This window comes from Pseudomonas sp. GV085, from assembly GCF_003050925.1.
Classification (GTDB): domain Bacteria; phylum Pseudomonadota; class Gammaproteobacteria; order Pseudomonadales; family Pseudomonadaceae; genus Aquipseudomonas.
This window is the reverse complement of record NZ_QAOV01000010.1, coordinates 116,268-137,443: the sequence shown is the minus strand read 5'-3', so window position 1 is coordinate 137,443 and position 21,176 is coordinate 116,268. Positions and strand designations below refer to the sequence as shown.

The 21,176-nt window shown below is 61.0% G+C and carries 20 protein-coding genes; 9 read left to right on the top strand and 11 right to left on the bottom strand.

The genetic code is table 11. The features are described 5' to 3' along the window. Positions 1-39: 39 nt before the first annotated feature. The 5 genes from miaA to C8K63_RS20925 are packed head-to-tail and all read right to left on the bottom strand — an operon-like array spanning position 40 to position 6,300. The gene (gene miaA / locus C8K63_RS20945; protein ID WP_108218415.1) at positions 40-1,011 is read right to left on the bottom strand and encodes a tRNA (adenosine(37)-N6)-dimethylallyltransferase MiaA; all 972 of its coding nucleotides are present in this window, start codon (positions 1,009-1,011) and stop codon (positions 40-42) included. Then, complete coding sequence (gene mutL / locus C8K63_RS20940; RefSeq protein ID WP_108218414.1) at positions 1,011-2,915, bottom strand: DNA mismatch repair endonuclease MutL; 1,905 nt, start codon at positions 2,913-2,915, stop codon at positions 1,011-1,013. Before mutL ends, miaA begins: the two co-directional genes overlap by 1 nt. After that, positions 2,912-4,342: an N-acetylmuramoyl-L-alanine amidase gene (locus C8K63_RS20935; protein ID WP_108218413.1), complete on the bottom strand. Its 1,431-nt coding sequence runs from the start codon at positions 4,340-4,342 to the stop codon at positions 2,912-2,914. The genes mutL and C8K63_RS20935 overlap by 4 nt, the downstream gene beginning before the upstream one ends. Further along, positions 4,343-4,813 (bottom strand): tRNA (adenosine(37)-N6)-threonylcarbamoyltransferase complex ATPase subunit type 1 TsaE, encoded by a 471-nt coding sequence (gene tsaE / locus C8K63_RS20930; RefSeq protein ID WP_108218412.1) that lies wholly within the window; start codon positions 4,811-4,813, stop codon positions 4,343-4,345. After that, positions 4,801-6,300, bottom strand: a complete 1,500-nt coding sequence (locus C8K63_RS20925) for an NAD(P)H-hydrate dehydratase (protein ID WP_108218411.1) — start codon at positions 6,298-6,300, stop codon at positions 4,801-4,803. The genes tsaE and C8K63_RS20925 overlap by 13 nt, the downstream gene beginning before the upstream one ends. Positions 6,301-6,363: 63 nt before the next feature. Here C8K63_RS20925 and queG point away from each other — a divergent pair, with 63 nt between their 5' ends. Beyond that, positions 6,364-7,452, top strand: a complete 1,089-nt coding sequence (gene queG, locus C8K63_RS20920; RefSeq protein WP_178086791.1) for a tRNA epoxyqueuosine(34) reductase QueG — start codon at positions 6,364-6,366, stop codon at positions 7,450-7,452. Here the strand turns inward: queG and C8K63_RS20915 are convergent. Together C8K63_RS20915 and orn are read right to left on the bottom strand one after the other, a co-directional pair. Beyond that, positions 7,434-8,045: a trimeric intracellular cation channel family protein gene (locus C8K63_RS20915; RefSeq protein ID WP_108218410.1), complete on the bottom strand. Its 612-nt coding sequence runs from the start codon at positions 8,043-8,045 to the stop codon at positions 7,434-7,436. The two genes, queG and C8K63_RS20915, sit on opposite strands and share 19 nt — an antisense overlap. A gap of 157 nt (positions 8,046-8,202) precedes the next feature. After that, positions 8,203-8,745, bottom strand: coding sequence for an oligoribonuclease (gene orn / locus C8K63_RS20910; protein WP_008035288.1), 543 nt, complete (start codon positions 8,743-8,745; stop codon positions 8,203-8,205). 107 nt (positions 8,746-8,852) lie between these two features. Here orn and rsgA point away from each other — a divergent pair, with 107 nt between their 5' ends. The 4 genes from rsgA to C8K63_RS20890 all read left to right on the top strand — a co-directional run bounded on the left by rsgA (position 8,853) and on the right by C8K63_RS20890 (position 11,943). After that, positions 8,853-9,884: a small ribosomal subunit biogenesis GTPase RsgA gene (gene rsgA / locus C8K63_RS20905; protein WP_095943175.1), complete on the top strand. Its 1,032-nt coding sequence runs from the start codon at positions 8,853-8,855 to the stop codon at positions 9,882-9,884. 198 nt (positions 9,885-10,082) lie between these two features. Next, positions 10,083-10,490 (top strand): TIR domain-containing protein, encoded by a 408-nt coding sequence (locus C8K63_RS20900; RefSeq protein ID WP_108218409.1) that lies wholly within the window; start codon positions 10,083-10,085, stop codon positions 10,488-10,490. A gap of 2 nt (positions 10,491-10,492) precedes the next feature. Further along, positions 10,493-11,452, top strand: a complete 960-nt coding sequence (locus C8K63_RS20895; RefSeq protein ID WP_108218408.1) for a caspase family protein — start codon at positions 10,493-10,495, stop codon at positions 11,450-11,452. Beyond that, positions 11,452-11,943, top strand: a complete 492-nt coding sequence (locus C8K63_RS20890) for a toll/interleukin-1 receptor domain-containing protein (protein ID WP_108218407.1) — start codon at positions 11,452-11,454, stop codon at positions 11,941-11,943. Before C8K63_RS20895 ends, C8K63_RS20890 begins: the two co-directional genes overlap by 1 nt. Before the next feature lie 277 nt (positions 11,944-12,220). On the opposite strand, the gene C8K63_RS20885 is transcribed toward C8K63_RS20890, so the two are convergent. The 3 genes from C8K63_RS20885 to motA form a co-directional block, all read right to left on the bottom strand. Then, entirely contained in the window at positions 12,221-12,490 is a 270-nt protein-coding gene (locus tag C8K63_RS20885; RefSeq protein ID WP_108218406.1) for a hypothetical protein, read from the bottom strand. A gap of 225 nt (positions 12,491-12,715) precedes the next feature. Next, positions 12,716-13,762, bottom strand: a complete 1,047-nt coding sequence (gene motB / locus C8K63_RS20880) for a flagellar motor protein MotB (protein WP_108218405.1) — start codon at positions 13,760-13,762, stop codon at positions 12,716-12,718. A gap of 3 nt (positions 13,763-13,765) precedes the next feature. Beyond that, complete coding sequence (motA, locus tag C8K63_RS20875) at positions 13,766-14,617, bottom strand: flagellar motor stator protein MotA (RefSeq protein WP_108218404.1); 852 nt, start codon at positions 14,615-14,617, stop codon at positions 13,766-13,768. A 167-nt stretch (positions 14,618-14,784) separates the two neighbouring features. Here motA and C8K63_RS20870 point away from each other — a divergent pair, with 167 nt between their 5' ends. Genes C8K63_RS20870 through asd form a run of 3 tightly spaced genes read left to right on the top strand, consistent with a single transcriptional unit; the run spans position 14,785 to position 18,060 of the window. Further along, entirely contained in the window at positions 14,785-16,323 is a 1,539-nt protein-coding gene (locus C8K63_RS20870) for an HDOD domain-containing protein (RefSeq protein ID WP_108218403.1), read from the top strand. Between the two features lie 42 nt (positions 16,324-16,365). Then, a complete protein-coding gene (gene rhdA, locus C8K63_RS20865; RefSeq protein WP_108218402.1) occupies positions 16,366-17,181 on the top strand; it encodes a thiosulfate sulfurtransferase in 816 nt (271 codons plus the stop codon). An 18-nt stretch (positions 17,182-17,199) separates the two neighbouring features. Further along, positions 17,200-18,060, top strand: coding sequence for an archaetidylserine decarboxylase (gene asd / locus C8K63_RS20860; RefSeq protein WP_108218401.1), 861 nt, complete (start codon positions 17,200-17,202; stop codon positions 18,058-18,060). A gap of 120 nt (positions 18,061-18,180) precedes the next feature. On the opposite strand, the gene serB is transcribed toward asd, so the two are convergent. Then, on the bottom strand, positions 18,181-19,395 hold the full coding sequence (serB, locus tag C8K63_RS20855) for a phosphoserine phosphatase SerB (protein WP_108218400.1): 1,215 nt from the start codon (positions 19,393-19,395) through the stop codon (positions 18,181-18,183). A 135-nt stretch (positions 19,396-19,530) separates the two neighbouring features. Between serB and C8K63_RS20850 the strand changes: the two genes are divergently transcribed. Continuing rightward, positions 19,531-21,054, top strand: a complete 1,524-nt coding sequence (locus tag C8K63_RS20850) for an AhpA/YtjB family protein (protein WP_108218399.1) — start codon at positions 19,531-19,533, stop codon at positions 21,052-21,054. Positions 21,055-21,176: the final 122 nt, after the last annotated feature.

Sequence of the window (21,176 nt, the reverse complement as noted above, 5' to 3'; positions counted from 1 at the left end):
GCCGTCACACCCCCAAGGATAGACGGCAATTGCAAGGACTCAGCTCAATATGGAGACGGTCCCCAGGTATTTCAAGGCGCGCGGCAGATTGTCGCAATCCAGACTGTCCAGCCAATGCAGATCAGTCCAACTGCGCAGCCAGGTGAACTGACGTTTCGCCAATTGGCGCGTGGCAATGATTCCACGCTCCTGCATCTCGGCTGACGTCAGCTTGCCATCCAGGTAGTCCCAGACTTGGCGGTAGCCTACTGCACGTATAGACGGCAACCCGGTATGCAGGTCACCTCTATTACGCAGGGCTACGACCTCGTCAATGAATCCCTGTTCCAACATTAAAGTGAATCTTTGTTTAATTCGCTCATGCAGTACCTGGCGATTTGCCGGAGCAATGGCCAAGTTCGCGACAGTATAGGGCAATTGTTGCAGTCCCGAAGCGGCTGCTTCAGTACTTTGCACAGATTGTTGCAACCGCAGGGCGGTCATGCTTTGACCGCTGACACGATAAACCTCCAGTGCTCGACTCAATCGCTGGGGATCGTTCGGATGTATTCGGGCTGCAGACTCCGGATCAATCACCGCCAATTGTTCGTGCAAGGCTTGCCAGCCAAGGCGCGCAGCCTCTTCTTCGATTTGCGCGCGGACCTCGGGATCGGCGGCCGGCATATCCGCCAGACCTTCAACCAAAGCCTTGTAATAGAGCATGGTGCCGCCCACCAGCAGCGGAATTTTTCCGCGTGCGGTGATCTCCGCCATCGCTTCCAGGGCATCACGGCGGAAATCCGCAGCCGAATAGCTCTCGGCCGGGTCGAGAATATCGATCAGACGATGCGGATATTGCGCCAGCAGCTCTTTGGAAGGCTTGGCGGTGCCGATGTCCATGCCACGGTAGACCAGCGCCGAATCGACGCTGATCAACTCGCACGGCAGGACCTTGGTGAGTTCGATGGCCAGGTCGGTCTTGCCGGCGGCGGTCGGGCCCATCAGGAAAATCGCAGGTGGGAACTGGCTCATCAACGACCGCGCAAGAACAGTTTGTCCAGATCGTCCAGGCCCAGTTGGGTCCAGGTCGGTCGGCCATGGTTGCATTGACCGCTGCGCTCGGTGTTTTCCATGTCACGCAGCAGACCGTTCATTTCCGGCAGGGCCAGGCGCCGATTCGCACGAACCGCACCATGGCAGGCCATGGTCCCGAGCAATTCGTTCAGGTGCGCCTGAATGCGGTCGCTGGTGCCGAACTCCATCAGATCAGCCAGGACGTCGGCGACCAGCCGGTTGGCTTCGGCCTGTTTGAGCAGTGCCGGGATCTGCCGGATCGCCAGGGTTTCCGGGCCCAGACGCTGCAATTCAAAGCCCAGGCGCTGGAACCAGGCGACATGCTCCTCGGCGCAATCGGCTTCACGCTGGCTGACGGCCAGGGACTCCGGCACCAGCAACGGCTGGCCGCTCAGGCCTTCGCTGGCCATCGCCACCTTCAGACGCTCATACATGATCCGCTCGTGGGCGGCATGCATGTCCACCAGTACCAGGCCCTGGGCGTTTTCCGAAAGGATGTAGATGCCCTTGAGTTGTGCCAGTGCATAACCGAGCGGCGGGATGTCGTCCTGCCCGGCCGGTAGCGCGACGGCATTGGCTTCGGGCAGCGGTGCAAAGAACTCGCGATAGGCGGCCTGCGCTTCGGCGACGGGCACTCCGGACTGCGGACGCGGCGTGTATTGATAACCCGCGCCAGCCCCCGAACCCGCCGGCGTACTGAACGACGGCTGAGCCTGAGGCTGTTCCAGCAGCGCATTGGCGGCCAGGCGCATTTCACCCTGGGGCCCGAACTCACCGGCTTCGAGACCGGTAGGCCGGACGATGGCCGTGGCGACCGGCGCAGCCAGATGATCGTCCGGTCGCACATCGCCCAAGGCGCGATGCAAGGTGCCATAGAGAAAATCGTGAACCATGCGTCCTTCACGGAAACGCACTTCGTGCTTGGTCGGGTGCACGTTGACGTCCACGCCGGTCGGATCGACTTCGAAAAACAGTACAAAGGTCGGGTGCCGACCGTTGAACAGCACGTCGCGATAAGCCTGGCGTACCGCGTGAGCCACCAGTTTGTCGCGCACCGCACGGCCATTGACGAAGAAATACTGCAAGTCGGCCTGACTGCGATTGAAGGTCGGCAGGCCGACCCAGCCCCATAGATGCAGGCCGTTGCGCTCGATCTCGATCGGCAGCGCCTGCTCCAGGAAGCCCGGCCCGCAGATCGCTGCCACGCGCCGGGCACGGGCCGCATCATCATGGGCCTCGTGCAGGCTGAGGATGGTCTTGCCGTTGTGACGCAGATGGAACGCCACATCGAAGCGCGCCAGGGCCAGGCGCCTGATCACTTCTTGCAGGTGATCGAATTCGGTTTTTTCAGTCTTGAGAAACTTGCGCCGCGCCGGTGTGTTGAAGAACAGGTCGCGCACTTCAACCGATGTGCCCACCGGATGGGCCGCGGGCTGCACGCGAGGCGCCATGTCCCGGCCTTCGGTCTCGACCTGCCAGGCCTGATCGGCGTCGCGGGTGCGCGAGGTCAGGGTCAGGCGCGCCACGGAGCTGATCGATGCCAAGGCCTCACCACGAAACCCCAGGCTCATGACCTGTTCGAGGTCTTCCAGGTTGCGGATCTTGCTGGTGGCGTGACGGGCCAGCGCCAGCGGCAGGTCATCGGCGGAAATGCCGCTGCCATCGTCGCGCACCCGCAGCAGCTTGACGCCGCCCTGCTCCACATCGACGTCGATGCGTTTGGCGCCGGAGTCGAGGCTGTTTTCCAGCAGCTCCTTGATCACCGAAGCCGGGCGTTCGACCACCTCACCCGCCGCAATCTGGTTCGCCAGTCGCGGGCTGAGCAGCTCGATGCGAGCGCTGTTGTTCTCGACCTGATTCATTCTTTGGCCGCCAATTCAGTGCCCGGAATAGTCAGGTGTTGACCGATCTTGAGTTCATCGCTCGACAGGTTGTTGGCGCTGCGCAGGGTCGCGGGCGACACCTGATAGCGCACGGCGATCATCGCCAGCGTTTCGCCCGGGTTTACCCGGTGGTCACGTGGGCCTTGGGCGATTTTGCCGGAATCACGCAGCCAGGCGATGTAAGTGCCCGGTGGAGGGTTCTGCTGGAAGAACTGACGCACGCCGCTGCTGATCGAACGCGCCAACGCCTGCTGATGGCTCGATGCCGCGAGTTTCGAGGCTTCGTCGGCGTTGGAGATGAACCCGGTTTCCACCAGGATCGACGGAATATCCGGCGACTTCAACACCATGAACCCGGCTTGCTCGACCCGCTGCTTGTGCAGCGGCGTAACCCGGCCGATGTTGCTTAGCACCTTCTGGCCAACGTTCAGGCTGGACGTCAGGGATGCGGTCATCGACAGGTCAAGCAGCACGCCGGCGAGCATGCGGTCCTTGTCATCGAGGCTGACGTTGCCGGCACCACCGATCAGGTCGGAACGGTTTTCGCTGTCGGCCAGCCAACGGGCCGTCTCCGAGGTCGCGCCGCGATCAGACAGGGCAAAGACCGAGGCACCGAAAGCGGCGGTAGAAGGCGCGGCGTCGGCGTGGATCGAGACGAACAGGTCGGCGCCTTTCTTGCGGGCAATTTCGGTACGGCCGCGCAATGGAATGAAATAGTCGCCGGTACGGGTCAGTTCGGCGCGGAAGCCTTTCATGCCGCTGACCTGCCGTTGCAGTTCACGGGCGATGGCCAGTACCACGTCTTTTTCACGCTGACCGCGAGAACCCGAAGCCCCCGGGTCTTCGCCACCGTGACCGGCGTCGATCACCACAATGATATCGCGCTTGCCGGCCGGGGCCGGTGGCAGCTTGATTGCCGGTTCAGCAGGCGTGACCGGCACGGCGGGCACTGTGGCGACCGAAGGCGTTGGTGCTGGAGGAGGAGCGGCATCTGCGGCGTTATCGAACAGATCGACCACCAACCGGTTGCCGTACTGGGCGTTCGGCGCCAGGGAGAAGCTCTTCGGCGTTACCGCCCTTTTCAGATCGATGACCACCCGCAGGTCGGTCGGCGTGCGTTGAGCCGAGCGCATGGCGGTGATCGGAGTGTTCGAGGTGTTGACGTTGAGCGGCGCACCGAGGGTCGCGCCATTGATGTCGATGACCAGACGATCCGGAGCCGTCAGGGTAAAGACGCTGTGTTGCACCGGGCCGGTGAGGTCAAACACCAGTCGTGTGTTGTCCGGTGCCCGCCACAGACGAACACTGTTGACCTTCGTATCGGCCACAGCGTCGACGGTCACCGCCAAAAACAACACCCCTACGGCAGCCACCAACGCGCGAAAGCGCATACCTAACCCCATCATCTATTTGGATTCCAATGCCAAAGCGGCACACCAGGCCTCGCCACGCGAGCCCTGGGATAAAATTTTCAGCGAACGCCCGCTGTCTTGCGGGCTAATGGTAATGGTCAGGTCCGGCTTTGGCAAAAAGCCTGCACCTTTTTCAGGCCACTCGATCAGGCACAGCGCGTCGTCTTCGAAGTAGTCGCGGATACCGAGGAACTCAAGCTCCTCCGGGTCGACCAGACGGTACAAGTCGAAATGGAAGGCGCGAATATCGCCGATCTCATAGGGTTCAACCAGGGTGAACGTCGGGCTTTTTACTGCCCCGGCATGCCCCAGGCCGCGGATAATGCCTCGGGACAAGGTGGTTTTGCCCATCCCCAGGTTGCCCTCGAGGAAGATCAGGCCATGGCCTTGGGTGATTCGGGCAATGCGTGCGCCAAAGTCGCTCATGGCCTGCTCATCGGCCAGGTACAGGGTTACTTCAGACACGGTGCTTGCTCCTCCAACAACTGACGAATGGCTGGAATCAGATCACTGGCCGCCAGCCCACGGCCCATTTTTCCTTGTTGCACGCCGGCATTGGCGTGCAGCCAGACTCCCAGGCAGGCCGCGTCGAATGCGGCCATGCCCTGAGCCAGCAGCGCCCCCAGCAAACCGGCCAGCACGTCGCCCAACCCGGCGGTGGCCATCGCCGGATGGCCCTGATGACACAGCGCCAGGCGCCCGTCAGGACTGGCGATCAAACTTCCGGCACCTTTGAGTACCACGACCGCTGTGTATTTTTTGCTCAATGCACGGGCAGCTGCAGGACGATCAGCCTGAACCTCGGCAGTGCTCAGGCCCAGCAACCGCGCGGCCTCCCCGGGATGCGGCGTGATCACGCAATACCTGGGCAAGCTCACACAGGCTTCGGCCAACATGTTCAGCGCATCGGCATCCCAGACTTGCGGCAGTGGTGCGTTGGCGGCGGCCGACAACAGGCTGCGCGCCCAGGCAGTCTGACCCAGACCCGGGCCGACCACCAACACGGAAGCTTTTTGCAGCAATTCCATCAACTGATTGGCCGAAGAAGCGCCCAACACCATGGCCTCGGGGATTCTGGCCAGGGCCGCCGGCACATGTTCGCCGCGGGTTGCCACCGACACCATGCCCGCACCGCTGCGTAGCGCAGCCTGCGCGCTCAGCAGGATCGCTCCGCCATAACCGCGATCACCGCCGATCAGCAGCACATGGCCGAACTTGCCTTTATGGGAAGCAGGTTGCCGGAAGGCCAGACGCGGCAGGTTAGCCGCCGTCAGGCGAAGGGCACTGCGCGGTGCCGCCTCAAGCAGCTGTGGATCGGCGCGCAGGTCGTTGAACACCAGCTCACCCACCACATCCGCCGCATCACCGGTGAACACCCCCAGCTTCAACCCGATGAACGTCACCGTCAGATCGGCACACACCGCGCAGCCAAGCACACGACCGGTATCGGCACACAGCCCCGAAGGGATATCCACCGCCGCAACCGGCAACCCGCTGGAGTTGATCGCGGCGATGGCGCTGGCATACGGCTCACGCACATCGCCGCCCAGTCCGGTACCAAGCAAAGCATCCAGCACAATGCCGCGTATTCCGGATTGTGCGGTCCAAGGCTCGATGAGCACTTTTTCAGACACTGCCTCGGCATGGGCCAACGCCGCATCACCCTGCAAGCGCTGCGGATCCCCCACCGCCAGCACCCGCACCGTCCAACCGGCACGTTTGGCCAGCGCCGCCACCAGATACCCATCCCCGGCATTGTTGCCGTGACCGGTCAGCACGCTCATTTCTTTCGCTGTCGGCCATCGGCGGACCAAGGCCCGCCAGGTCGCATGTGCTGCACGCTGCATCAATTCGAAGCCCGGTGTGCCGGCCGCGATCAGGCTCGCATCGAGGCTTCGCACTTGTGCTGCGCTGTACAGCGCGTCGGGTAATTCATCTTTAATGTGCAGCATGCGTCTTCGGGCTCCGATGTCTGGCAGAATTATACGCACCTCAGCTCCGGTTTCTCTCGCCTCATGCCCGCTATTCCCGCTATTGACACAGACCTGCCCGCCCTCACCCAATCCATCAAGGACTGGGGCCGCGAGCTGGGCTTTCAACAAGTCGGCATCAGCGGCCTCGACCTGGCCGAGCATGAGCAGTATCTGGAGCGCTGGCTCGCCGCCGGCTACCACGGCGAAATGGACTACATGGGCGCTCACGGCAGTAAACGCTCGCACCCCGAAGAGCTGGTGCCGGGCACATTGCGCGTGGTGTCCCTGCGCATGGACTACCTGGCGGGCGACACCCACATGGCAAAAATGCTCGCCCAGCCGGAAAAAGCCTACGTCTCGCGTTATGCCCTGGGTCGCGATTACCACAAGTTGATCCGTAAACGCGTGCAACAACTAGCGGAAAAGATCCAGGCGGTCATCGGGCCTTTCGGCTATCGCGCATTCGTCGACAGCGCCCCGGTGCTGGAAAAAGCCATTGCCGAACAGGCCGGACTGGGTTGGATCGGCAAAAACACTCTGGTGTTGAATCGCAAGGCAGGCAGTTATTTCTTCCTCGCCGAATTGTTCGTTGACTTGCCGCTGCCGGTAGACCCGCCCCACGCCACCGAACACTGCGGGCGGTGCAGCGCCTGCCTCGACATCTGCCCGACCAATGCCTTCGTCGGCCCCTATGTGCTGGATGCCCGGCGCTGCATTTCCTACCTGACCATCGAACTCAAAGGCGCGATCCCTGAAGACCTGCGACCGCTGATCGGCAATCGGGTGTTCGGTTGCGATGATTGCCAGATTGTCTGCCCGTGGAACCGCTTCGCCCGTCCGTCCGGTGAAAGCGACTTCAAGCCGCGGCACAATCTGGACAATGCCGAACTGGCGGAACTGTTCATGTGGGATGAAGAGAAGTTTCTCAGCAGCACCGAAGGCTCGCCGCTGCGCCGGACCGGTTACGAAAACTGGTTGCGTAACCTGGCGGTGGGGCTGGGGAATGCGCCTTCAACGATTCCGGTGCTGGAAGCGTTGAAGGCGCGACGGGAACATCCTTCGCAACTGGTACGTGAACACGTCGAGTGGGCGTTGCGCCAACATGCCGAACGTCAGGCTTCGTCGTTGTAGACGAACTTGGGCATTTCCCAGTGGAAACGGATCGCCAGCAAGCGCAGCAAAAATCCACCGAACAGGGTGATCAGAATCGATTGTTCATCGGGTAATTGCAGATAGATGCAGAGCATGTAGCACCACGCCGCCGCAAACGACACGCTGGCATAGAGCTCACGCCGGAAGATCAGCGGAATATCGTTGCAGAAGATGTCTCGCAGGATGCCGCCGAAAACCCCGGTGATCACCCCGCTGACCGAGGCCACCAACATGCCGTGGCCCATTTCCAGGGCGGTGATGCAGCCGATCAGGGTGAACGCCACCAGGCCCATGGCATCGAGTACCAGGAACAGTGAACGCAGATGGCGCATCCAGCGCGCCGTGAACACCGTAACCATCGCGGCGACAGACGTCAGCACCAGGTATTCCGGGTGTTTGACCCAGGTCAGCGGGTAGTGCCCGAGCAGCACGTCACGCACCGACCCGCCACCCAGCGCCGTGACGCAAGCGATCAGCACCACACCGAACCAGTCCATGCCACGACGCCCGGCAGACAGGGCGCCGGTCATGGCTTCGGTAGTGATGGCGATCAGGTAGAGCATCAGCAGCATGGTGGCGATCCTTGCGAAAAGGCGCGCAGTCTACTGACTTCACCAAAGCCTACAAGCCCCTGCAGGAGCTGCCGCAGGCTGCGATCTTTTGACTTTGGTGCTCAAGATCAAAAGATCGCAGCCTGCGGCAGCTCCTACACAAGGACCGTGGGCCGTATCAGAACTTGATGAAATGCTTGCGGTAGTGCTGCAACTCGGCGATGGATTCGCGGATGTCGTCCAGGGCCAGGTGGGTGCTGCCCTTCTTGAAGCTGTCGCGCACGTCCGGTGCCCAACGCGCAGCCAGCTCTTTGAGCGTGGACACATCGAGGTTGCGGTAGTGGAAGAAGCTTTCCAGGGATTTCATGTGGGTATAAAGGAAGCGACGATCCTGGCAGATGCTGTTGCCGCAGATCGGCGACTTGCCCTTGGGCACCCACTTCTCCAGGAAGGCGATGGTTTCGGCTTCGGCTTCGGCCATGCTGATGCGGCTGTCGCGAACCCGCTGGGTCAGCCCGGAACCGCCGTGCTGACGGGTGTTCCACTCGTCCATGCCGGCGAGGATTTCGTCGCTGTGATGAATGGCGATCACCGGGCCTTCGGCCAGGGTGTTCAGGTCACTGTCGGTGACGATGGTGGCCATTTCGATGATGACGTCGGTATCCGGGTTCAGACCGGTCATTTCCAGGTCGATCCAGATCAGGTTCTGCGGGTTTTGCATGTGTCGGCTCCTAGGCAATGCTGCGCAGTTTAGCCTAGGCCGGTGGCCGGGCGTGCTAAACTCGCGGCCGTTTTACCTAATCGCTGCATTCTTGATACGGAACACCCATGGCCAAACGCCAACTCAATCGTCGTCAAAACTGGCGCATCGAAAAGATTCAGGGCGAGCGCGCCGCCCGCGCCGCCAAACGCGAGTCCTCGGCTGTCGAGGCACTTGAGGGCGGCGATCTGGGCCCGGAACAGCATGGCCTGGTGATCGCGCACTTCGGCGTGCAGGTCGAGGTCGAGGCCCGCGACGGCGAACTGGCCGGCCAGGTGTTCCGTTGCCACCTGCGCGCCAACCTGCCGGCGCTGGTGACCGGCGATCAGGTGGTGTGGCGTGCCGGCAACCAGGGCATCGGCGTTATCGTGGCGCAACTGCCGCGCAACACCGAGCTGTGCCGCCCGGACAGCCGTGGTCAGCTCAAGCCTGTTGCGGCCAACGTCGACATGATCGTCATCGTGTTTGCACCGCTGCCCGAGCCCCACGCCAACCTGATCGACCGCTACCTGGTCGCGGCCGAGCATGCGGGCATCAAACCGCTGTTGCTGCTGAACAAGTTCGACCTGATCGACGACAACAACGCTCCTGCGCTGAATGCCTTGCTCGCGGTGTACCGCACCCTCGGTTATCCGGTGCTGGAAGTGTCGGCGCACCACGGCAACGGCATGGAACAACTGCAGAAGCAGCTGGACGGGCGCATCAGCGTGTTCGTCGGCCAGTCCGGCGTCGGCAAGTCGTCGCTGGTCAACAGCCTGCTGCCGGAAGTCGAAACCCGCGTCGGTCCGTTGTCCGAGCTGTCCGGCCAGGGCACTCACACCACCACCACCGCGCGGTTGTTCCACTTCCCCGGCGGCGGTGAGTTGATCGACTCCCCGGGTATCCGCGAATTCGGCCTGGGCCACGTCAGCCGTGCCGACGTCGAAGCCGGTTTCATCGAGTTCAACGACCTGCTCGGCACTTGTCGCTTCCGCGACTGCAAGCACGACCGCGAACCTGGTTGCGCCCTGCTCAAGGCCCTTGAAGACGGCCGCGTGCAGCAGCAACGGATGAACAGCTACCGCTCGATCATCGCCAGTCTCCCGGAAAACGGCTACTAAAGAGACGTACCGGCCGCCCTGCCTTCAGCGGGGCGGCCGGTGGCTGGATTTTCCCCTGCTTAAACATCAGACCTTTCTGTAAGACACCCGCACCGGCGCTTGTAGGGCAATTCTCTTTAAGTCACATCCCCTTGTAGCCGCCAGCCAATAGCCTAGCTTCAGACCCTCTTCGCACTCCAGCGACACCGAGGGACACCCATGCAAACCTACCATCTGTTCATCAGCCACTCGTGGAACTACTCCGACGCCCACGACAATCTCGTACGCCTGCTCAACGCCAAACCCGGTTTCACCTACAAGAATTTTTCGGTGCCATCGGACAACCCGATTGTCGACGCGAGAACCGACAAGCAACTTGAGGAGGCCATCGAAAACAAGATTCGCCCGTGTTCGGCGGTATTGATCATGGCCGGGATGTACTCCACCTACAGCAAGTGGATCAACAAGGAAATCGAGATCGCCAAGCGCATGGGCAAGGTGATCATTGCGATCAAGCCGTTCGGTGCCGAGCGGATTTCCACGGTGGTACGTGACGCGGCACATGCCGAATGTGCGTGGAACACCAACAGCATCATCGATGCGATTCGCAAGCATACGGCGGTGTAACCATGCGCAAGGGACTGTTTATCGGCATCAACGACTACACCCATGTGTCGCGCCTGAGCGGTTGCAGCAATGACGCCATGGCCATGGCCTCGGTGTTGAAGACCGACGCCAATGGCGATCCGAACTTCAAGAACATCGTACTGACCTCCGCCGAGGACTACCTGAGCCGGGAAAAACTCGAAGACCAGATCCACGAGCTGTTTGTCGGGGATTGCAATGTCGCGCTGCTGTACTTCGCCGGCCATGGCAGCTTCGATACCGACACCGACGAAGGCATGTTGATCCCGCAGGATTACAAGAGCGCCAAGGACGGGATTCGCCTCAGCGACATCCTCAACTGGGCGAGCAAAGCCACGAAGATCAAAAACAAAGTGATCATTCTCGACTGCTGCCAGAGCGGCTCGGCCGGCGAACTGCGCGCCTTGCGCAGTGAAGGCAGCGTGGTCGGCGAAGGCATGACGATTCTGACTGCCTGTAAAAAGGAAGAACCGGCGATGGAGGGCGCGCAACACGGCGTGTTCACCGGATTGCTGCTCCAGGCCCTGCACGGCGGAGCCGCGAACATCCTGGGCAAGATCACCCCCGGCAGCCTTTATTCGTTTGTCGACAACGCGCTCGATGCCTGGGAACAGCGCCCGGTGTTCAAGACCAATGTCTCGCAGTTCATTTCCCTGCGCGAAGTGTCGCCGCTGATCCCCAAGGACATCCTGCGCAAACTCCCCGAATGGTTTGCCGAAGCCGAATCGGTGTACCCCCTCGCCCCCAGCTTTGAGCCCACCGAACCTGAATTCAACCCGGAACACGGCGAGGTCTTCGCCCAGCTGCAAAAGTGCAATCGCCACAGCCTCATCGAACCGGTGGACGCCGAGCACATGTACTACGCCGCCATTCACGCCACCGGCTGCCGCCTCACTGCCCTCGGCGCCTATTACCGCGAACTCGCGATCAAGGGACATTTCTGATGCCAGTGTTTATCAGCTACCGCCACATGGATCGCGCCCACGCGGTCAAAATCAACGCGCGCCTGATCCAGGCCAACATCAAGACCTACCTCGACGTACTGGATGCCGAATCCCAGACCACCGATGACATCACCGGAGTGATCACCCGCAACATCGGCGAGTGCACGCACCTGCTGGCGGTGGTGTCGGAGAAAACCGCGCTTTCCTGGTGGGTGCCGTTCGAAATCGGCGAGGCGACCATCACCAACCGACGCATCTGCTCGTTCAAGACCGGCCCGACAGAGCTGCCGCAGTACCTCGATAAATGGCCGAAGCTGACCAGCGACCGGGACATCGAATTTTTTATTGATGCTTATCGCACCGAGTCGACACTCAAGCGCTCGATGTCACTGGACTCGATCACCGGTAGCGAGTCGGTGCGTAGAGTCAACAAATCCAATGCGGATCGCTTTCACGCCGAGCTCAAGACGCGGATCATTCGTGGGTTCTGAAACTGCAGTAAAGGCAAAAAAACCGTGATCGTGTCGCGGCTTTTGGTACTCGCCTTGTGGCCTATCGATCATTTTCGTGACACCACGAAAATGATCGGCAGCATTCATTCCAGTCGTGTCGCACACATAAAAAAGCCGCGACTATCGTAATGTTGTTCACTTAAGGACGAACACTGTATCTGTGGCGAGGGAGCAAGCTCCCTCGCCACAGGTTGCTTATTGTTCGCTCGATTTCTTAAGTGAGCAGCATTACACGACTAGCGCAGCTTTCTTATTTTCAGCGCGCGATCTTTTCCAGCTGCCACCCCAACGTGTCCAAGGCGTCGCAGCCATCCTGAATCAATATGTGTGCGGCGTTGGCGAAATGCTCCAGGTCATGACCTTCGGCATCTTTCACGCATAGGCAGGTGACGCTGTTGAGCAGATTACGTGCGGCTTTGATGCGGTGAGTGGCGGTTTCGAAAAGATCCGTAACTTTGGCTTCGGTGTCGATGTACAACGTCGTGCCGACGCTGAAGTTGCCTTTTAGAGGGTGGTACTTAGCCATAGGTCTAACTCCGATTATGTGGGTGTGGTTCCATCTTTGTTTCGACCGGCTAAGATCGGTCACCGCGTGAGCAGCAACGGCTGAACTATAAGCAGATGCGTGCACGACTGAAAACCTTGGTGCGAAATTTCAGATCATTCCTACAACTACTAAGCAAACACAAAAACTCGGAAGCACTGGCACGAGGCACAAAAAAGCCGACATCACTGTCGGCTTTCTTGTGGGTCACTGCTTGGGCGGCTCAGCCGGTTTGGCTGGCTCACCCGGTTTCGGTGCCGGATTATCGAACAAGTTCAGACGCTCGCGCAGTTCGTGGGCCGGCAGCGGTTCCTTGTCCGCCGGCAATGCGTTCGGGTCGACCGGTGTAGCCGGTGCGGCTCCCGGAACAGCCGAACCTTGCGGTGCATCAGGAGCAGGTTCCGTCCCCTGCGAACCTTCGATCGCACGCTGGGCTTTCTTGGTCAGCACCACGATGTCGATACGACGGTTCACCGGGTTGAACGGATGCTCGCGATCGAACAGAGCCGACGAGGCATAACCGACCACCCGCGCCACCTGCGAATCCGGATAGCTGCCCGCCACCAACGCACGACGCGCGGCGTTCGCACGGTTGGCCGAAAGCTCCCAGTTACCGAAATCACCGGTGCCGGTGTATGGCTTGGCATCGGTGTGGCCGCTGATGCTGATCTTGTTTGGCACTGCCTTGATGGTATCGGCCATGGCCAGCAGGATGTCTTCGAAATACGGTTTCAGACGGGCCGAGCCTGAGTCGAACATTGGGCGGTTTTCTGCGTCCATGATCTGGATACGCAGGCCGTCCTGCGTGATTTCGAACAGGATCTGATCCTTGAACTTCTGCAGCTGCGGGTTCTCTTCAACCTTGTTCTGCAGTTCTTGCAGCAACAGTTCGAGGCGTTCTTTCTCGACCTGCTCGGCCATGCCTTCAACCTGGTCGGTATCGATGGTGACCTTGTCCGGCTGCGGCTGGGACTTCACTTCGGGGTTGAGGGTGTTTTCCGGCGCCAGGGTCGGCGTGCCGCCCAGATCGATGATGTAGGGCGTGCCGCTTTCGGAAAAACCGATCGGGTCCTTGAAGTAACCGGCGATGGCAATCTTCTGTTCCGGCGTGGCGGTGGACAGCAGCCACAACACCAGGAAGAACGCCATCATCGCTGTGGCGAAGTCCGCGAAGGCGATTTTCCAGGCGCCTCCGTGGTGTCCGCCGGCGATGCGCTTGACGCGCTTGATGATTATCGGCTGATTGTTTTCCATAACTTAACGACCGCGAACCGCTTGTTCCAGCTCGGCGAAGCTTGGACGGTGCGCCGGGTACAGCACCTTGCGTCCGAACTCCACGGCCAGCGATGGCGGCATGCCGGAAGCCGAAGCCACCAGCGAGGCCTTGATGGCTTCGTAGACGTTCAGTTCCTCCTTGGCATCGTGGGCCAGGGAATGGGCCAGCGGGCCGAAGAAGCCGTAGGCGGCGAGAATACCGAAGAAGGTCCCCACCAGTGCCGCACCCACGTGCAGGCCGATAGATTTCTGATCGCCCTCCCCCAGCGAAGCCATGGTCACCACGATCCCCAGTACCGCCGCGACTATACCGAAACCGGGCATGGCGTCGGCGATGCCGTTCACGGCGTGGGATGGGTGTTCCAGGTCTTCCTTGAGGCTGAACAGTTCCATGTCGAACAAGCCTTCCAGCTCGTGCGGAGCCATGTTGCCGGAGGACATGATGCGCAGGTAATCGCAGATGAACGCGGTCATGCGCTCGTCCTTGAGAACAGTCGGGTACTTGGCGAAGATCGGGCTCGCGGCGGCATCTTCGATGTCGCCTTCGATGGCCATCATGCCTTCGCGGCGGCTCTTGTTGAGGATCTCGTAGATCAGGCCCAGCACTTCAAGGTAGAAGCCATGATTGAAACGCGAGCCGAACATGCTCAGGGACTTCTTGAGCACGTGCATCGTCATGTGGCCGGGGTTGGCCTGCAAGAATGCGCCGAGGGCGGCACCGCCGATGATCATGACCTCGAAAGGCTGGATCAGGGCGGCAATCTTGCCGTGGGAAAGCACGTATCCGCCAAGCACGCTCGCGAATACGACGATGATGCCGATAATTTTAGCCATAGGTTAGGGGAGCACTTACTGAGTCGGGTTCAAGGTCATATTCGGAAGTTAAAAAATCTCTTCTTCTACTTATCGGCAAAACTGCGCCAGACTATAGGCCGTTCAGGCGAAAAACTGATTTGACCCCATCCGGGCCCAGGTAATGTTGACGATGATCGCCTCCCACCATGGTTAACGAAACGAACGTTCCAACGCAAAAACCAACGACGCTCGAAGGCTGGGTCAAGCTGCTCGACGGCGTACGTCTTCCCGTCCCGCAAGCCAGCCACGACCGTGTCTGCAAAGCCATCCGCGACAATCGCAGCTCGCTGCGCGATATCGCTGACTTGATGCAAGGCAGTCCGGCCCTGGCCTTGAGCGTGATTCGCGAAGCCAACCGGCACACTCACGGCGGCATGGCCGAGCCTGCGGAAAACCTTGAGGTCGCGATCAATCGCCTCGGCCTCAAACGCACCGAAGAACTGCTCGCGCGCCTGCCCGCCGAACCCCAGTGCGAGATTCCCAAAGCCTTGCGTCAGCTGCAGATGATCAGCCAGCACGCCACGCAACAAGCCAACGGTTTTTTTGCCAGTCGCCTGGCGCGCCTGTGGCAGGACATCCACTGGGGCAGCCTGCTGTTTCTTTCGCCTCTGTGGCCGTTGGCGCTGACCCATCCGAAACTGCTCGAAGAGTGGGAGCTGCGGGTCATCCATAAAGGTGAGTCGGCACGCAAAGTCGAACAGCAATTGTTTGGTGTACGCCTGCTGGACATCGGCCAGGCGCTGGTGGAGGTCTGGCGATTGCCGATCTGGGTGCAGCAGGGTTATCGCCTGTTGCTCACCGAGCAGCGGGAACTGGTGAAAGTCCTGCGCATCGCCCGTGACAGTGAGCATCCACTGCGCCAGCAGAACCGTCTCGATGACGATCCGACCCTGCGTCGCTGGCTCAATCAGCCGGCCAACACAGTGCTACTGGCCAACGGGCTGGCGCTGTCGGCGCAACACGCCTGGAACAGCCCGCACAGTGAGCGCTGGCAATTCCTGACCAGCCTTTACCTGCAAATGCCGATGGACGAGGTGCAACAGCAACTGCACCAGCAAGCCGCCAACAGCGCACGCCAACACGCCATGCCCGACCTCTGGCACCCTGCCGAATCGCTGATTTGGCCGTGGGGCATGAACCGTGTCCACGCAGGCTTGCTGCCGGCAGCGGCACCCACCGCCGAAGACCTGGTGAAGTGGCGCAAACAATGCGCCGAATTGCTGGTCGAGCCGAGTCGTTTCACCAATGCCATGCACCTGACCATCGCCGCCCGGGACGCCCTCGTGGCCTGCGGCATGCGTCGGGTGATGATCCTGATGGCCGACCGCACTCATGCCAACCTGCGCGTGCACCAGACGGCCGGTCTGCCGAAGGAAGCGGCCGGGTTGAACTTCGTGGTCAGCCAGAGCAACGTGTTGCAACGCCTGCTCGCGCAACAGGCCCAGGTGCGCCTGACGCCAGCCAACAACGTGCAATTCTCGGCCCTGCTGCCCAACAGTCTGCGTTCGCAGTTCAGCGGCGAACATCTGCTGCTGCGCTCGCTGGTCAACAATGGCCGGGTGATCATGATCGTCGTGGCGGACCAGGGCGGCGGACCGTTTTCGGAAGTTTCCGTACAGGCCTTCGGCAAAACCGCGCAGTGCATCGAGAAAGCCCTGCACAGCTTTAGCCACCGTGGCCAATAAGGCTGCGCTACAATCCTCCCTTTTGTGCTCTGGAGACCTCACATGTCTGACTTCTCTGGCTTGCCGCTGGTGATCGAGCCGAGCGACTTGCTCCCTCGCCTCGACGCCCGCGAACTGATTCTGGTGGACTTGACCAGTGCCGCCCGCTACGCCGAAGGGCACATTCCCGGCGCGCGCTTTGTCGAACCGAAACGCACGCAGCTCGGCCAGGCCCCCGCCCCGGGGCTGATGCCCCCGCAGGCAGCTCTCGAAGCGCTGTTTGGTGAGCTGGGACACAACCCCAACGCGGTCTACGTGGTGTATGACGACGAAGGCGGCGGTTGGGCCGGGCGCTTCATCTGGCTGCTGGATGTCATCGGCCACAGCAAGTACCACTATATAAATGGCGGCCTGCCGGCCTGGCTGGCAGAGGGTTTGCCCATGTCGATCCAGATCCCGCCGTCCGTGGGTGGCCCGGTTTCACTGACCTTGCATGATGAGCCCACCGCCACCCGCGAATACCTGCAAAGCCGACTCGGCGCCGCCGACCTGGCAATCTGGGATGCTCGCGGCCCGCTGGAGTACTCCGGCGAGAAAGTGCTCGCAGCCAAGGGCGGGCACATTCCCGGCGCGGTCAATTTCGAATGGACCGCCGGCATGGATCAGGCGCGCCAGTTGCGCATCCGCACCGACATGCAGCAGATCCTCGAACAACTCGGGATCAGCAAAGACAAAGAAGTGATTACCCACTGCCAGACCCACCATCGTTCTGGCTTCACCTATCTGGTGGCCAAGGCTCTCGGTTATCCGCGGGTCAAAGGCTACGCCGGCTCCTGGGGCGAATGGGGTAACCATCCCGACACGCCCGTAGAGATTTAAGGTTTTTAAGGACAGTTAATGAACAAGCGTCTGTTTATCGTCAGCCAGTACCTGCTGCCCCACAACTTGCTCTCGCGAATGGCCGGCTGTATCGCCGAATGCCGCGTGCGCTGGTTCAAGAACGCCTTTACCGCCTGGTTCGCCAAGCGTTATCAGGTGGATATGTCCCAGGCGCTGGTCGAAGACCTGACCGCCTACGAACACTTCAACGCGTTCTTCACCCGCGCACTGAAAGACGGTGCCCGTCCGCTGGACGAAACCCCGGGCGCAATCCTCAGCCCGGCCGACGGCGCGATCAGCCAGCTCGGCCCGATCGAGCACGGCCGCGTGTTCCAGGCCAAGGGCCACAGCTTCAGCGTGCTGGAACTGTTGGGTGGCGATGCGGCAAACGCCGCGCCGTTCATGGGCGGTGACTTCGCGACCATCTACCTGTCGCCGAAGGACTATCACCGCGTGCACATGCCACTGGCCGGCACCCTGCGCGAGATGGTCTACATCCCGGGTCGCCTGTTCTCGGTCAACCAGACCACCGCTGAAAACGTTCCGGAATTGTTTGCCCGCAACGAGCGCGTGGCGTGCATTTTCGACACCGAGCGCGGGCCGATGGCCGTGGTGCTGGTGGGTGCGATGATCGTGGCTTCGATTGAAACCGTCTGGGCCGGTCTGGTGACGCCGCCGAAGCGCGAGCTGAAAACCTTCCGCTACGACGAAGCCGCACGCGCACCGATCCACCTGGAAAAAGGCGCAGAACTGGGTCGCTTCAAGCTGGGCTCGACCGCTGTCGTGCTGTTCGGGCCGGATCAAGTGAAGTGGGCTGAAGAAATGACCGCTGGTACAGCGGTGCAGATGGGTCAGGGCATGGGCTCACCGAAGGCCTGATTTGTACGCAAACCTGTAGGAGCGAGCCTGCTCGCGATGAGTGAATAGGCGACGCGTGCATTCAGAAAGCCCGCGTCATCGTTAACGTCCATCGCGAGCAGGCTCGCTCCTACAGTTGTTTTAGAGCTGCCCGTCGCGATCACGGAAGCCCAGCAGGTACAACACACCATCCAGACCCAGGGTCGAAATCGCCTGCTTGGCCGACTGCTTGACCAGCGGCTTGGCGCGGAATGCCACGCCCAACCCGGCAATCGCCAGCATCGGCAGGTCGTTGGCACCGTCGCCGACCGCAATGGTCTGCTCAAGGCGCAAGCCTTCCTTGTGTGCCAGTTCCTTCAGCAAATCGGCCTTGCGCTGCGCATCGACAATCGGCTCGACCGCCACGCCGGTGACTTTGCCGTCGACCACTTCCAGTTCGTTGGCGAACACGTAGTCGATACCCAGCTTGGCCTGCAATTGCTTGGCGAAGTAGGTGAAGCCGCCCGACAGAATCGCGGTCTTGTAGCCCAGGCGCTTGAGTTCGGCGAACAAGGTTTCAGCGCCTTCGGTCAGGCGTAGCGAGGCGCCGATGGAGTCCAGCACATTGACGTCCAGCCCTTTGAGCAAGGCCAGGCGCTCCTTGAAGCTGGCACGGAAATCCAGTTCACCGGCCATTGCCCGCTCGGTGATTTCCGACACTTTGTCGCCGACGCCTGCAGCCTTGGCCAGTTCATCGATCACTTCGGCTTCGATCAGCGTCGAGTCCATGTCGAACACCGCCAGGCGACGGTTGCGCCGGAACAGCGAATCTTCCTGGAAGGCGATGTCGACGTTCAGTTCCTGGGCAACGCTGAGGAATTCGGCACGCAGCGCCTGCGGATCAGCCGCCTCGCCACGCACGGAAAACTCGATGCAACCCTTGCCCTTGTCGGCCGGCGTATCCAGCGGCATACGCCCGGAAAGACGATCGATGTGGTCGATGTTCAGGCCATATTTGGCGGTGATCGAACTCACGGCCTGCAACTGCCCGGCTGTCACCTTGCGGGTCAACAGGGTCACGATGTGGCGTTTTTTACCCTGGTTGCCGACCCACTGCTGGTAATCCTCTTCGGACACCGGCGTGAAACGCACCTGTTGATCGAGCTCGTACCCCTTGAACAGGATGTCCTTGAGCACGGATTTGCCTTGTTCGGTGTCGGGAATTTCAACCAGGATGCCGAACGACAAGGTGTCGTGGATCACCGCCTGACCGATGTCGAGAATGTTCACACCACCCTGGGCCAGAACGCCGGTAATGGCCGCAGTCAGACCCGGACGGTCGACTCCCGTGATGTTTATCAGGACGATTTCGCGCAAGGCGCACCCCCGCAGGTGGAAAAAAAACGCATTCTACCCACTTTCAGTGACCATCGGGCACCGCGAGCGCTTTGACGGCCTAGGGCCTGTCGCTATACTGCGCGTCAACTTCACGGACAAAAGAGCCGAGCTCAAGTGAACCGGCCCACGCCAGTAAAAACCGATAACTTCTTCCTGCTGATCTTCCGGGCACTGCGCCACCGCCGTGTACCGATTGCATTGCGCATCGCCAGCCATAACGTGATCCTGGTCGCCCTGGCCCTGGTCATCTATGCCGGTGTGATGGGCTTGCAGTTCAAGCAGGCCATGCACGAGCAGGCGGATGCGCTGGGCGAAAGCCTGACTACGCAGACGGCCACCTCGGCCACCGAGCTGTTGGTGTCCAACGACATCCTCAGCCTCAACGTGCTGCTCAACAACCTGACCAAGAACAAGCTGGTGGCGCACGCAGCCATCTACAGCATGGATAACCGCATCCTTGCCGAAGCCGGTCAGCGCCCCAAACACGGCCTGCTGGGCGAAGCCGAGGGCATCTACCAGAGCAAGATCACTTTCCAGGACGTGACGGCTGGCCAGCTGCGCATCAGCCTGGACATGGATCAGTTCCAGCAGCCGATGACCATCAGCCTGCAAAGCATGGGCATTCTGAGCGCGATCCTGCTGGCTTTGTCCCTGGCCTTGAGCTTGCGTATGGGCCGCTATCTCTCGACGCCGCTGCTGCAACTGCGGGTGTGGTTGCGCAACATCGACGAACACACCCCGGCCACCGAGCGTAATGACGAGATCGGCGACCTGGCGCGCCAGCTTCACGCGAGTTACGCACCGGAACCCGTCGAGCCGGAACCTGAGCCTGAGCCTGAGCTCGACGACAGCGATTACGACGATGCCGAACCGGGTTTCGAAGTGCGCAACCTGCGCGATCCAAGTTTCGATGAAACTCGTCCGATGGCCGCAATGAAAGCCGCGCCACGGCGCATTGTCAGCACAGTCGAAGACGATGATGACGACGATGCCTTTGCCGACTTGCTCGATGTTTCGGCAGACAGCGCGACCAAACCGGTGGCCAAACCCGTGGTATCCAACGTGCCGCAGCACAGCGCCGTACTGGCCGTGCAACTGGGCTCCCAGGAACAACTGCGACGCCTGCCGCGGGCGCGCCTTGAAGAACTGCTCGAACGCTATCGCGACTGCCTCGACCAGGCCGCTTCCCTGTATCAGGGCGAAGTGGAGACCTTGAACGATGGCAGCACGCTGATGCTGTTCCACACCGAAGACAGCGGCGACGATTACCTGACCAACGCCATTTGCTGTGGCGAGCTGCTGCGAGCCCTGGGCCACCAGTTGCAGATCGAAGTCGCGGACAGCGGCATCACCCTGCAATTGCAGCTGGGCCTGACCCTCGGTGACGAACTGTTCGGCCTGAGCCAGATCGACCTGCTGCTGACCGACTCCGCCCAGGACGCCCTGGCCCTGTCGCAACACAGCCGCAACCTGCTGCTGGTGGAGCGCAAGATCAGTGACGACGCGTTGATCCGCCAGCGTGCACGGATCCGCCCGATTGCCAGCCCAGAGGGCGCGTGCTGCGTGGAACGGTTGATGGAGCCGTATCCATCAATGCTGGAAAGGCAATTGGCGCGGATGCATGAGCGTCGGGCGTAGGAGCTGCCGAAGGCTGTGATTTTTTAGCCTTTGAACCTGGAAGCCCGCAGATGAGCGATCGTCTGCGGGCTTTTTTGTGGCCTGCTCTGACGCTTTCGCTGCGATGCGGCGACCCGACAAGC

Excerpts from the sequence above, each read along its gene's own strand:
- asd (WP_108218401.1), top strand. The coding sequence starts at position 17,200 with ATGAACAAGCGTCTGTTTATCGTCAGCCAGTACCTGCTGCCCCACAAC.
- rhdA (WP_108218402.1), top strand. The coding sequence starts at position 16,366 with ATGTCTGACTTCTCTGGCTTGCCGCTGGTGATCGAGCCGAGCGACTTG.
- rsgA (WP_095943175.1), top strand. The coding sequence starts at position 8,853 with ATGGCCAAACGCCAACTCAATCGTCGTCAAAACTGGCGCATCGAAAAG.
- C8K63_RS20935 (WP_108218413.1), bottom strand. The coding sequence starts at position 4,342 with ATGATGGGGTTAGGTATGCGCTTTCGCGCGTTGGTGGCTGCCGTAGGG.
- orn (WP_008035288.1), bottom strand. The coding sequence starts at position 8,745 with ATGCAAAACCCGCAGAACCTGATCTGGATCGACCTGGAAATGACCGGT.
- motA (WP_108218404.1), bottom strand. The coding sequence starts at position 14,617 with ATGGCTAAAATTATCGGCATCATCGTCGTATTCGCGAGCGTGCTTGGC.
- C8K63_RS20915 (WP_108218410.1), bottom strand. The coding sequence starts at position 8,045 with ATGCTGCTGATGCTCTACCTGATCGCCATCACTACCGAAGCCATGACC.
- C8K63_RS20900 (WP_108218409.1), top strand. The coding sequence starts at position 10,083 with ATGCAAACCTACCATCTGTTCATCAGCCACTCGTGGAACTACTCCGAC.
- miaA (WP_108218415.1), bottom strand. The coding sequence starts at position 1,011 with ATGAGCCAGTTCCCACCTGCGATTTTCCTGATGGGCCCGACCGCCGCC.
- C8K63_RS20870 (WP_108218403.1), top strand. The coding sequence starts at position 14,785 with ATGGTTAACGAAACGAACGTTCCAACGCAAAAACCAACGACGCTCGAA.
- C8K63_RS20925 (WP_108218411.1), bottom strand. The coding sequence starts at position 6,300 with ATGCTGCACATTAAAGATGAATTACCCGACGCGCTGTACAGCGCAGCA.
- motB (WP_108218405.1), bottom strand. The coding sequence starts at position 13,762 with ATGGAAAACAATCAGCCGATAATCATCAAGCGCGTCAAGCGCATCGCC.
- C8K63_RS20895 (WP_108218408.1), top strand. The coding sequence starts at position 10,493 with ATGCGCAAGGGACTGTTTATCGGCATCAACGACTACACCCATGTGTCG.
- C8K63_RS20890 (WP_108218407.1), top strand. The coding sequence starts at position 11,452 with ATGCCAGTGTTTATCAGCTACCGCCACATGGATCGCGCCCACGCGGTC.
- queG (WP_178086791.1), top strand. The coding sequence starts at position 6,364 with ATGCCCGCTATTCCCGCTATTGACACAGACCTGCCCGCCCTCACCCAA.
- C8K63_RS20885 (WP_108218406.1), bottom strand. The coding sequence starts at position 12,490 with ATGGCTAAGTACCACCCTCTAAAAGGCAACTTCAGCGTCGGCACGACG.
- mutL (WP_108218414.1), bottom strand. The coding sequence starts at position 2,915 with ATGAATCAGGTCGAGAACAACAGCGCTCGCATCGAGCTGCTCAGCCCG.